The organism is Neisseria sp. P0021.S005 (genome assembly GCF_051956955.1).
This window is the reverse complement of record NZ_JBQCWY010000071.1, coordinates 1-10,353: the sequence shown is the minus strand read 5'-3', so window position 1 is coordinate 10,353 and position 10,353 is coordinate 1. Positions and strand designations below refer to the sequence as shown.

At 52.6% G+C, this 10,353-nt stretch carries 13 protein-coding genes and 1 pseudogene; 6 read left to right on the top strand and 8 right to left on the bottom strand.

Features of this window, described 5'->3' with window-relative positions:
* Nucleotides 1–73 precede the first annotated feature (73 nt).
* Nucleotides 74–703, bottom strand: coding sequence for a 16S rRNA (guanine(527)-N(7))-methyltransferase RsmG (gene rsmG / locus ACTHUE_RS06295; protein ID WP_036493627.1), 630 nt, complete (start codon nucleotides 701–703; stop codon nucleotides 74–76).
* 82 nt (nucleotides 704–785) lie between these two features.
* On the bottom strand, nucleotides 786–1,280 hold the full coding sequence (locus tag ACTHUE_RS06290; protein ID WP_440361272.1) for a hypothetical protein: 495 nt from the start codon (nucleotides 1,278–1,280) through the stop codon (nucleotides 786–788).
* Between the two features lie 434 nt (nucleotides 1,281–1,714).
* On the opposite strand from ACTHUE_RS06290, the gene ACTHUE_RS06285 reads away from it, so the two are divergent.
* The 3 genes from ACTHUE_RS06285 (at nucleotide 1,715) to ACTHUE_RS06275 (ending at nucleotide 4,548) form a co-directional block, all read left to right on the top strand.
* The gene (locus ACTHUE_RS06285; protein WP_070695188.1) at nucleotides 1,715–3,187 is read left to right on the top strand and encodes a malate:quinone oxidoreductase; all 1,473 of its coding nucleotides are present in this window, start codon (nucleotides 1,715–1,717) and stop codon (nucleotides 3,185–3,187) included.
* A gap of 142 nt (nucleotides 3,188–3,329) precedes the next feature.
* A complete protein-coding gene (trpC, locus tag ACTHUE_RS06280; RefSeq protein ID WP_440361271.1) occupies nucleotides 3,330–4,112 on the top strand; it encodes an indole-3-glycerol phosphate synthase TrpC in 783 nt (260 codons plus the stop codon).
* 64 nt (nucleotides 4,113–4,176) lie between these two features.
* Nucleotides 4,177–4,548, top strand: a complete 372-nt coding sequence (locus ACTHUE_RS06275; protein WP_440361270.1) for a DUF488 domain-containing protein — start codon at nucleotides 4,177–4,179, stop codon at nucleotides 4,546–4,548.
* A gap of 72 nt (nucleotides 4,549–4,620) precedes the next feature.
* On the opposite strand, the gene ACTHUE_RS06270 is transcribed toward ACTHUE_RS06275, so the two are convergent.
* The 5 genes from ACTHUE_RS06270 to argG form a co-directional block, all read right to left on the bottom strand.
* A complete protein-coding gene (locus ACTHUE_RS06270; protein ID WP_440361269.1) occupies nucleotides 4,621–5,253 on the bottom strand; it encodes a DUF421 domain-containing protein in 633 nt (210 codons plus the stop codon).
* Nucleotides 5,254–5,267: 14 nt separating this feature from the next.
* Nucleotides 5,268–5,717 carry a DUF3290 domain-containing protein gene (locus ACTHUE_RS06265; protein WP_036493644.1) on the bottom strand — a complete coding sequence of 150 codons (450 nt, stop codon included), beginning with the start codon at nucleotides 5,715–5,717 and terminating at the stop codon, nucleotides 5,268–5,270.
* Nucleotides 5,718–5,837: 120 nt separating this feature from the next.
* On the bottom strand, nucleotides 5,838–6,053 hold the full coding sequence (locus ACTHUE_RS06260) for a hypothetical protein (protein WP_070695190.1): 216 nt from the start codon (nucleotides 6,051–6,053) through the stop codon (nucleotides 5,838–5,840).
* A complete protein-coding gene (locus ACTHUE_RS06255) occupies nucleotides 6,046–6,261 on the bottom strand; it encodes a DUF4177 domain-containing protein (RefSeq protein WP_036493650.1) in 216 nt (71 codons plus the stop codon). The genes ACTHUE_RS06260 and ACTHUE_RS06255 overlap by 8 nt, the downstream gene beginning before the upstream one ends.
* A gap of 43 nt (nucleotides 6,262–6,304) precedes the next feature.
* Nucleotides 6,305–7,648 carry an argininosuccinate synthase gene (gene argG / locus ACTHUE_RS06250; protein WP_440361268.1) on the bottom strand — a complete coding sequence of 448 codons (1,344 nt, stop codon included), beginning with the start codon at nucleotides 7,646–7,648 and terminating at the stop codon, nucleotides 6,305–6,307.
* A 109-nt stretch (nucleotides 7,649–7,757) separates the two neighbouring features.
* On the opposite strand from argG, the gene ACTHUE_RS06245 reads away from it, so the two are divergent.
* Genes ACTHUE_RS06245 through ACTHUE_RS06235 form a run of 3 tightly spaced genes read left to right on the top strand, consistent with a single transcriptional unit; the run spans nucleotide 7,758 to nucleotide 10,147 of the window.
* Entirely contained in the window at nucleotides 7,758–8,558 is an 801-nt protein-coding gene (locus tag ACTHUE_RS06245) for a competence/damage-inducible protein A (protein ID WP_070695191.1), read from the top strand.
* Nucleotides 8,558–9,193 carry a phosphatase PAP2 family protein gene (locus ACTHUE_RS06240; protein WP_070695192.1) on the top strand — a complete coding sequence of 212 codons (636 nt, stop codon included), beginning with the start codon at nucleotides 8,558–8,560 and terminating at the stop codon, nucleotides 9,191–9,193. The genes ACTHUE_RS06245 and ACTHUE_RS06240 overlap by 1 nt, the downstream gene beginning before the upstream one ends.
* Nucleotides 9,194–9,196: 3 nt before the next feature.
* Nucleotides 9,197–10,147: a YheT family hydrolase gene (locus ACTHUE_RS06235; RefSeq protein ID WP_070695193.1), complete on the top strand. Its 951-nt coding sequence runs from the start codon at nucleotides 9,197–9,199 to the stop codon at nucleotides 10,145–10,147.
* 94 nt (nucleotides 10,148–10,241) lie between these two features.
* Here the strand turns inward: ACTHUE_RS06235 and ACTHUE_RS06230 are convergent.
* Nucleotides 10,242–10,353: pseudogene (locus ACTHUE_RS06230) on the bottom strand (transcriptional regulator); the annotation flags it as partial.

Genomic DNA, 10,353 nt, shown 5'->3' with positions numbered 1-10,353 from the left:
GCTCATGTGCTTTGCTGTCGTGTTAAGTGTGGATGGCTGGATTGTACCGTTATTCGGTATGCTTGGGTTGTTTTCAGACGGCCTTTTTGCGGATGATGACGATATGGCGTTCGGCATTGAGTTGGGGGACGTGCAATGCTTCGACTTTTTCGACGGCGACGCTTTCGGGGAGTTTGTCGATTTCTTCTTGCGGATATACGCCTTTCATGGCTGCCCAGTAGCCGCCGTCTTTGAGGAGGTGTTCGGTCCAGTTGACGAAGTCGGCGAGTTCGGCAAAGGCGCGGCTGGTGATGACGTCGGCGCGGCAGTCGGCGGCGGCTTCTACGCGGCCGCTGATGACGCGGACGTTTTTAAGGCCGAGTTCGATGACGGCTTGTTGCAGAAAGGCGGTTTTTTTGGTGTTGGCATCGAGGAGGGTAATGTCGAGGTCGGGGCGGCAGATGGCAGTGGGTATGCCGGGCTGTCCGCCGCCGGAGCCGACGTCAAGCATGGTTTGCGCGTGTTCGATATAGGGCAGGAGGGTCAGGCTGTCGAGCAGGTGATGACTGACGGTTTGGGCGGGATCGCGCAGGGCGGTCAGGTTGTAGGTTTTGTTCCACTTTTGCAGCAGGGCGGCATAGTCTAGCAGTTTGGCTTGTTTGGCTTCGTCGATGTCCAAACCCAGTGCCTGTATGCCGTCGCGGAGCTGTTGCGCCTGATTCATTTGTTATTCCTTATTGGTTAAAACGCGTTGGATGTAATGGTAACGGAAAGCATACCGTCTGAAAATGTTTGCGCCTGTTGAATCAACGTTTCATCTTGTGAAAGACGATGGGCTGCTCCGGCGCGCGCGTGAGCTGTTTGGGCAGGGTCAGCATGGCGATGATCCATACGGAGAGGGTGTAGTAGAACACGCCTTGCCCACGCATGCCTGCCAATGCGGCATTGCCTAAGATGGCTTCAAAAATCAAGCCTGCCACCGCTGAGGCACACGCTGCGACACCGGCAAGGAAGATGGCGTAACGCGAATGCCGGCGCATCATTTTTTTATACGCCAGCTTGGTCAGTCCGCCGGCAATCGGCAAGTTGAGGAAGGCAAACATGCCGCAGACAAACCATGCGACGGAATCCTGCCAGCCGCTTTGCCATGCCCATGTGCCGTTTTTGACTGTGACCAGCAGTCCTTGGCTGTCTGAAAAGGCGATTTGCACGATATTGTGCAATATCATCGCCAGCGGCAGGGTGAGGAACATCAGTGCGACCAATAGGGGGCGGTAGGGTTTTTCTTGTGTCAGATACATGGCGGCTTGCCTTGTTGTGGGATAAGTCGAAATGATAGCAGATTGGCGGTTGATTCACGTTTGTTAGCGCTGAAATTGCTGACAAAAACGGTCAATTAAAAAAGAAATGAAAAATTCTTTTTTCTTGGCAAACGTTGGCGGATAAAGGTTAAGAAAACGTTTTCAGACGACCTAATCTCTTATTTTTATATGAACCGAACAGAAAATCTTTGCATTTCTCCGTAAAATCTACTAAATTCTCAATAACATATTATAAAGACCTGAAATCTGGAACCCAAACCGAAACTGCCTTCCGCCATTTACGCTCGGAAACTCAGCAGGCAACAAAAGTTTCACACACAACAAAAATACAAAATAATTCCTATGAAATCAGTTGTTTATAATGATAGATAACCACAAGGCAAACCATGCCTGACTTTAGTAGGAGTAAAACCATGGCTGAAGCAACCGATGTCGTATTAGTAGGCGGCGGCATTATGAGCGCTACTTTGGGCGTATTGCTCAAAGAACTCGAACCATCTTGGGAAATCACCCTGATCGAACGCTTGGAAGATGTAGCGTTGGAATCATCAAATGCATGGAACAATGCCGGTACGGGACACTCTGCGCTGTGTGAATTGAACTATGCGCCCCTGACTGCCGATGGCACGATTGATCCGACCCGCGCCCTCAATATTGCCGAACAATTCCATATCAGCCGCCAATTTTGGGCGACTTTGGTCGAAGAAGGCAAACTGACCGACCGCACTTTCATCAATTCCGTCCCCCATATGTCGCTGGTGATGAACGCCGACCATTGCAGTTATCTGCAAAAACGTTTCGACGTGTTCAAAAACCAAAAACTCTTTGAAAAAATGGAGTTTTCTACCGACCGCGCCAAAATTGCCGAATGGGCGCCGCTGGTTATCAACGGCCGTGATGAAAACCAATCCATCGCCGCCAACTACTCCGCCGAAGGCACGGACGTCGATTTCGGCAGCCTGACCCGCCAGATGGTCAAATACTTGAGCGACAAAGGCGTAAAAATCAAATTCAACCGCCATGTCGACGACCTCAACCGCGAATCGGACGGCGCATGGGTGCTGAAAACCAGCAGCACCAAAGACGATGACGACCCGTTGACACTCCGCACCCGTTTCGTCTTCCTCGGCGCAGGCGGCGGCGCACTGACCCTGCTGCAAAAATCCGGTATCCCCGAAGGCAAAGGCTACGGCGGCTTTCCGGTTTCCGGCCTCTTCTTCCGCAACAGCAATCCCGAAACGGCCGCGCAACACAACGCCAAAGTGTACGGCCAAGCCTCCGTCGGCGCGCCCCCAATGTCCGTTCCGCACTTGGATACCCGCAACGTGGACGGCCAACGCCATTTGATGTTCGGCCCGTATGCAGGCTTCCGCCCCAACTTCCTCAAACAAGGCTCGCTCATGGATTTGCCGATGTCCATCCACATGGACAACCTCTACCCCATGCTCCGCGCCGGTTGGGACAATATGCCGCTGACCAAATACCTCTTGGGCGAATTGCGCAAAACCAAAGAAGAACGCTTCGCCTCGCTGCTCGACTACTATCCCGAAGCCAATCCTGACGATTGGGAACTGATTACCGCCGGTCAGCGTGTGCAGATCATCAAAAAAGACCCGAAAAAAGGCGGCGTACTCCAATTCGGTACCGAAATCGTCGCCCATGCCGACGGCTCGCTGGCCGCATTGCTGGGCGCGTCTCCCGGTGCATCGACAGCAGTTCCGCTGATGATCAGACTTGTTCACCAATGCTTCCCCGATCATGCCGAATCATGGTCAGGCCGTCTGAAAGAATTGGTGCCCGGTTACGGCATCAAGCTGAACGACAATCCGTCTTTGGCGGACGAAATCATCAGCCACAACGCGACCGTTTTGGGCATTCATCACTAAATTGAAGCAAGCACAAAGGCGGGCATTCTTGCCCGCCTTTTTTCAAACCATTAAAATAACGGCATTCAGGCCGTCTGAAACCTAATCGGCAACGGCATGTTGCACGATTTAAACCCGAAAATCAGCTCAGTAGAAAAACGCCATGACCGATATTCTCAACAAAATCCTTGCCACCAAAGCAGAAGAAGTGGCCGCCCAAAAAGCCGCCGTTTCCTTGGAAGACATCAAAGCCCAAGCGCAGGCTGCTGCGCCGGTTCGCAGCTTTATCGGCTCGATCCGTGCAAAACACGCACAAAACCTGCCCGCCATTATTGCCGAAGTCAAAAAAGCCAGCCCGAGCAAAGGCCTGATCCGCCCTGATTTTCATCCTGCCGAAATCGCCGTTGCCTATGAAAAAGCGGGTGCGGCCTGTTTGTCCGTGTTGACGGACGAACCTTATTTCCAAGGCTCGCCGGAGTATTTGAAACAGGCGCGTGCGGCCGTGGCGCTGCCGGTCTTGCGTAAAGACTTTATCATCGACGAATACCAAATTTATCAGGCGCGCGCGTGGGGTGCGGATGCGGTTCTTCTGATTGCCGCCGCATTGGAAGCCGAGCAACTTGAGCGTTTTGAAGCCGTCGCCCACGAATTGGGCATGACCGTATTGTTGGAATTGCACGATGCGTCCGAGCTGGAAAAATGCCGCAACATGACCACAGCGCTGTGGGGCGTCAACAACCGCAACCTGCGTACGTTTGAAGTGACCCTGCAACAAACCCTCGACCTCTTGCCTGAGTTGAGCGGCAAAACCGTTGTAACCGAAAGCGGCATCCGCAACAAAGAAGACGTCGATTTCATGCGCGGCCACGGCGTGCATACTTTCCTGATCGGCGAAACCTTTATGCGTGCCGACGATATCGAAGCCGAAGTCAAAAAACTGTTTTAAATCCTAAAAAACATCAGGCCGTCTGAATTTTCAGACGGCCTGAATCGATTTGAAGGCAGACATAATGTTTACCGTACAACGCATTTACGCCTATCAACCCGATTCTAAACAAACCGCCGTCTTTATCGACCGCCTCTATCCGCGCGGCGTCCGCAAAGAGGTTTTTGCCACTGCGCTTTGGCTGAAAGACATTACGCCCAGTGCAAACCTGCGCCGCTGGTATCACGAAAATCCGGCTCAAAATTTTGACGGTTTTGTCAGCCGTTATCACGAAGAGTTGCACAATGAAACTGCACAAGCCGCCATCAAGCGGCTGCTGGATTTGGAAAAACAGCACGGCAATATTTTATTGCTGACCGCCGTCAAAGACCCTCGACATTCCCACGTCTCCGCACTGGCTCAATTTTTGGGTGCAAGGTTTGAATATCGCGATTAAAAAATCAGTGTTTGGGCTGAATACAAAAAGGCCGTCTGAAATCAAGGTTTCAGACGGCCTGCTATTTTCAAATCAAGAAGGATAACGGTGTGCCACCAATTTTCCGTCTATGTATTCGCCGATATAGACTTGCGAGGCTTCAAGGTGGAGGCGGTCGAGTTCCTGTTGCAGCCATTCTTCATCACGCTTAATGATTTCGAGGATGTCGGGGTCAACTTGGCCGTCTGTAATCAGTGGATAGCGCAGGCTTTCGTCGCCGTACTTAATGACGGCGAGCTGGCCGTTTTGTTCCATCACGGCACGTTTGACGGCAGAGATTTCGTAGATGCCGGCGGCGCGGAGTTTGAACATGAGGTCGTGCGCGCTGATGCCGTTTTTCATGCATTCATCGGTTTGGATTTCGCCGTTGACGATAACCCAGACGGATTTGCCGTCAATGATGGATTTGACCCAGCGGTTGTGGTTTTTGATGAATTTCAGGCTCAAGACCAACAGCGTCCACAAAATCAGCACGAGGAAAAATTGCAACAGGCCGACGCTGTCGCTGTAAATCACGCCACCGATGATGCCGCCGAGTACATAGTTTTGCACTTGGTCCATGGCGGAGGTCGGCGCGAGGTTGCCTTTGCCTAAGAGGTTGATTTGCAAAATCAAACCTAAAAAACCCATCAGCAGTTTGAGGGCGAGCAGGGAGTATGCTTCCATGTGTGTGTATCCTGTTATTCTTTATCGATGAGTTCGATATTGTTGTTGACCAAATTGATGGGCGTCAGCGTGTAGGCGGAGAAGTCTTGATTGAAATGGACTTCGTAGTATTGGTTTTTAATGCCGATAATCATGCCGTTGAACAGGCGCGTGCTGTTGACGATGATGTCTTGTTTTTCAACTTTTTGGTTTTCAATCAAAGCATTGAGAAAACCCACCATGCGCGAAGTGTCGGCGGCAAAGTTTTGACGCTCGCTGTACGAAAGATATTGCGTGCCGCAGATGAGGATGAGCAACAGCAGCGCAATAATGCTCAGGTCGCGGTATTTGGTGTCCATGCGGTGGCGCAGGTATTGCGATACGGCGAGCAGGAGGATGACGAGGGCGGCGAAAATCAGGATGTATTTCAAGTAGTCGTTGAAATACATATGATTTTCAAGATAAAAGTGAGAAAAGAATTTCATGGTATTTGATAAATTTGGGAAGGGTAATAAGGCCGTCTGAAACTTAAATTTCAGACGGCCTTGTCTATTAAACAAGGATGTTGCGTTAAGTTTTCAAAATAGGGTGTTTTTAAAGCGGTATCAGTTGATAAATCCGTCGTCTTTCATTTTCTTTTCGGCAAAATACTGGCCGATGACCAGTAAGCTGGCCAGAATGATAATGAAAAGACCGGCCATGGTCAGGGAGATTTTGAAAAACAAATCGGCGTCGATAAAGGCAAACCACAGTTGCAAAATCAAGAGCAACACCCAGCCGACGAACAATCCGAGACAGGCATAGACGCCGAGCTTAAACACGTTCTTTTTCCAAAATGACGACGTAGGCTTCACGCACGAAAAACAGCAGCATGCGGCGCTGGTCTTTTTCCATGGTAACGACCTTCCAGCCTTGCGAAGCGTGGCTGTTGAGGAAATCGCTGAATTTGACCGGATTGATTTTGGCGCTGCCGAAAATCAAGCTGGAAAGCAGGTTCTCTTGATAAATGACGGCTTTATATTCTTTCATTTTATTCCTTTAAAATAAGGGGGCCTTAAGACCCCCTATGATTCTACTCTTTATTGTTCAACTGCGGCAATACGGAACCTTCGCCCAAGGACAACAAACCGCTTTGCGAGTAAATACCCAGTTTGGCGCGGGTGTCGGTGATGTCGAGGTTGCGCATGGTCAGTTGGCCGATGCGGTCGAGCGGGGTGAATGCGGCGTCTTCAACTTTTTCCATGCTCAGGCGTTCGGGTTGGTAGGTCAGGTTGGGCGATTCGGTGTTCAGAATCGAATAGTCGTTGCCGCGGCGCAGTTCGAGGGTAACTTCGCCGGTAATGGCTTTGGCAACCCAGCGTTGTGCGGTTTCGCGCAACATGAGGGCTTGGCTGTCAAACCAGCGGCCTTGGTAGAGCAGTCGGCCGAGACGCAGGCCGTTGATGCGGTATTGTTCGATGGTGTCTTCGTTGTGGATACCGGTCACCAAACGCTCGTAGGCGATGTGGAATAATGCCATGCCCGGGGCTTCGTAGATGCCGCGCGATTTGGCTTCGATGATGCGGTTTTCGATTTGGTCGCTCATGCCCAAACCGTGGCGTCCGCCGATGCGGTTGGCTTCGAGGAAGAGTTCGACGGGGTCGGCGTATTCTTTGCCGTTTAATGCAACCGGCACGCCTTCTTCAAAGCGCACGCTGACTTCTTCGGGTTTGACTTCGACGCTTTCGTCCCAGAAGGCAACGCCCATGATGGGCTTAACGATCTTGATGCCGCTGTTGAGGAATTCCAAATCTTTGGCTTCATGCGTTGCGCCGAGCATATTGGAGTCGGTGGAATAGGCTTTTTCAACCGACATTTTGTAGTTGAAGCCGTTGGCAATCAGAAATTCGCTCATTTCGTGACGGCCGCCGAGTTCGTCGATAAATTGTTGATCGAGCCAAGGTTTGTAGATTTTCAACGCGGGATTGGTCAAGAGGCCGTAGCGGTAGAAACGCTCGATGTCGTTGCCTTTGTAGGTGCTGCCGTCGCCCCAGATATTCACGTCGTCTTCTTTCATGGCGGAAACGAGCATGGTGCCGGTCACGGCGCGGCCCAGAGGTGTGGTGTTGAAGTAGGCGATGCCGCCGGTGGAAACGTGGAACGCGCCGCATTGGATGGCGGCGATGCCTTCGTGTGCCAACTGCGCGCGGCAGTCGATTAAGCGGGCGTTTTCTGCGCCGTATTCCATCGCTTTTTTAGGAATGGCGTTGTAATCGTCTTCGTCGGGCTGACCGAGGTTTGCGGTGTAGGCGTAAGGCAGCGCGCCTTTGAGTTTCATCCACAACAGCGCGGCAGAGGTATCAAGGCCGCCGGAGAAGGCGATGCCGACTTTTTGACCGACGGGGAGATTTTGTAAAATGGTATGGTTTTGGCTCATGGGAATTTCTCCAGACTTGAAAAGTTGAAACCATTATCTTATAAATGGAATACATTGTCAGCAATAGGCCGTCTGAATGTTCGGAAGGCCGTATTAAAGAAACCTCATCATGAACGCTTTTAACCTCATTATCATCGGCGATGAAATCCTGCACGGCAGCCGCCAAGACAAGCATTTCGCCTTTTTCAAATCTTTATTGGAATCGCACGGGCTGAAACTCAATCAGGTGCAATATCTGCCCGACGAACCCGAATTGCTGGTCAAACAGCTGCGCCGCAGCTTTTCAGACGGCCTGCCGACTTTCGTTACCGGCGGCATCGGCTCTACACCTGACGACCATACGCGCCAAGCCGCAGCGGCTGCTTTGGATTTGCCCGTTATCCGCCATCCTGAAGCCGCCAAGTTTATCGAAGGCGTAACCCTGAAACGCGGCGAGCCGCTCGATTCGCCGGAACACGCCCAGCGTCTGAAAATGGCGGATTTTCCCGAAGGCGCGGAATTGGTACCCAATCCGTTTAACAACATCGCCGGATTTTCCATCCGCGAGCATTATTTCTTCCCCGGCTTCCCCGTGATGGCGCACCCGATGGCCGAATGGGTATTGGAAACTTATTACGCCGACCGCTTCAACCAAACCGAACGCGGCAGCCGCAGCGTGTATGTGTTCGACCAACCCGAATCGCGCATTACGCCGATTATGGAACATCTTGAGCGTACCTACGCCGGTATCCGTTCGTACAGCCTGCCCACCGTGGGCCGTACCGCTTCAGACGGCCGTTATATTCCGCCGCATATCGAGTTCGGCATCAAAGCGGAAGGCGAGGCATGCCGCTTGCTGGATGCGGCGTGGGCAGATGCGTTGCAGGGTTTGCAGGCGATTGGCGCGACTTTGAAAGAAACGGTGGAATAATGCACTTGTCTCCAGCCCAAGCCAAACGCGCACTGGCTTTCGCTTCTTTGCTGTTTTTACCGCCGACCCTCGTTATCGGCATTTGGCTGGCGCAATATGGCGGCTTCGCTTTCGAGCCGCCGCTGATGCACGCCGTCCATGCCCACGCGGGCACATGGTTTGACCCGATTGCCACCGTGTTGCACTATCTGGGCAAAACCGCGATTGCCGTGCCGCTAATCGGCGCGGTTGCCGCCGCCCTGTATTTCGCCGATAAGAAGCGCGAAGCACTGTTTTGCGTGTTGGCGGCATTGGTGCCGACTGTGAACATGCTGATTGTGAAGGTTTGGTTTGCCCGCGAACGCCCACTGCTTTGGCCGCGCCTAATTGAAGAGAGCAATTTTTCCTTCCCCAGCGGCCACAGTACGTTTTCCGCCGCCATTGCCGTCATGCTGATATTGCTTTGCCGCCGCACGCGCTACCGCCGCGCCGCTTGGGTGGCCGGTATTGCCTTTGCCCTGTTGACCGGGTTTTCACGCATTTATTTGGGCGTGCATTATCCCACCGATGTTTGGGCAGGTTGGACAAACGGCACGCTGACTGCCTTGCTGGTGTATATGCTTATCTTCAGGCCGTCTGAAAAACAGAAGAAATAAACTATGAATATACGTTTGCCCAACACACCTTATTGGCTCAGAAACGGCCACGCCGACACCCTGTTTGCCAAGTTGCTGCAAGGCAAGGCGCCCGACTACCGCCGCGAGCTTTTGCCCGACAGTACCGGCAAAACCCAAGTTGCCTACGATTTTGTCGATAGTGCCAATCCCGATGCGCCGTTGGTGGTTTTGTTTCACGGACTGGAAGGCAGCAGCGAGAGCCATTACGCGGTCGAGTTGATGAAAGCCGTGCAGCAGCGCGGTTGGAACGGCGTGGTTGCCCATTTCCGCAGTTGCGGCGGCATCGCAAACACCGCGCCCGTGTTCTACCACCTCGGCGATACGACTGAAATCGCCTTTATGCTCAACACGCTGGCCCGGCGCTATTCAACCATTTACGCCGTCGGCGTTTCTTTGGGGGGCAATGCCTTGGCCAAATATCTGGGCGAGCAGGGCAGCAATGCCGTTCCGCGTGCTTCTGCCGTCGTTTCCGCGCCGGTCGATGCCGTGGCGGCCGGTACGCGTTTTGATCAGGGCATGACGCGACTGATTTACACGCGTTATTTTTTGAATTCGCTGCTGCCGAAAGCCCGAGCGATTCCTCAGTTTCAGACGGCCTTGAGCCGGCAAAACTGCAAAACGCTTGGCGATTTTGACGACCGCTTTACCGCGCCGCTTCACGGTTTTGCCGACCGCCACGATTACTACCGCCGCAATTCCTGCAAGCCATTTCTGAAAGGCGTGGATACACCGTTGCTGCTGCTCAATGCCGTCAACGACCCCTTCCTGCCGCCGGAAGCCCTGCCGACCGGGCGGGACGTGTCCTCGGCCGTTACGCTGCTGCAACCGGCATACGGCGGGCATGTCGGCTTTGTCAGTCGCGATTGGGGCCGTCTGAATCTGCAATGGCTGCCGCAAACGGTGTTGGATTATTTCAAACAGTATCAGCCGTAAATGAAAAAGGGCATGTATGCGACATGCCCTTAGTGTGCAGAAAGTAAAAAGGCCGTCTGAAAACGAATTTCAGACGGCCTTTTGAATGGCTTGATTATTTGCCTTTGTTGTCGGCTTTGGCTTCTTTTTTCAGAGAAGCGTACAACTCAGGGTCGCGGTTTTTCAGCAGGGAAGCAACGGCCAAGTCGTCACGGTTGACTTTAGCT

Bases quoted from the DNA above. Each gene is read 5' to 3' on its own strand.
- ACTHUE_RS06240 (WP_070695192.1), top strand. From the start codon at position 8,558: ATGCACTTGTCTCCAGCCCAAGCCAAACGCGCACTGGCTTTCGCTTCT.
- ACTHUE_RS06265 (WP_036493644.1), bottom strand. From the start codon at position 5,717: ATGAAATTCTTTTCTCACTTTTATCTTGAAAATCATATGTATTTCAAC.
- ACTHUE_RS06270 (WP_440361269.1), bottom strand. From the start codon at position 5,253: ATGGAAGCATACTCCCTGCTCGCCCTCAAACTGCTGATGGGTTTTTTA.
- argG (WP_440361268.1), bottom strand. From the start codon at position 7,648: ATGAGCCAAAACCATACCATTTTACAAAATCTCCCCGTCGGTCAAAAA.
- trpC (WP_440361271.1), top strand. From the start codon at position 3,330: ATGACCGATATTCTCAACAAAATCCTTGCCACCAAAGCAGAAGAAGTG.
- rsmG (WP_036493627.1), bottom strand. From the start codon at position 703: ATGAATCAGGCGCAACAGCTCCGCGACGGCATACAGGCACTGGGTTTG.
- ACTHUE_RS06290 (WP_440361272.1), bottom strand. From the start codon at position 1,280: ATGTATCTGACACAAGAAAAACCCTACCGCCCCCTATTGGTCGCACTG.
- ACTHUE_RS06235 (WP_070695193.1), top strand. From the start codon at position 9,197: ATGAATATACGTTTGCCCAACACACCTTATTGGCTCAGAAACGGCCAC.
- ACTHUE_RS06285 (WP_070695188.1), top strand. From the start codon at position 1,715: ATGGCTGAAGCAACCGATGTCGTATTAGTAGGCGGCGGCATTATGAGC.
- ACTHUE_RS06245 (WP_070695191.1), top strand. From the start codon at position 7,758: ATGAACGCTTTTAACCTCATTATCATCGGCGATGAAATCCTGCACGGC.
- ACTHUE_RS06275 (WP_440361270.1), top strand. From the start codon at position 4,177: ATGTTTACCGTACAACGCATTTACGCCTATCAACCCGATTCTAAACAA.
- ACTHUE_RS06255 (WP_036493650.1), bottom strand. From the start codon at position 6,261: ATGAAAGAATATAAAGCCGTCATTTATCAAGAGAACCTGCTTTCCAGC.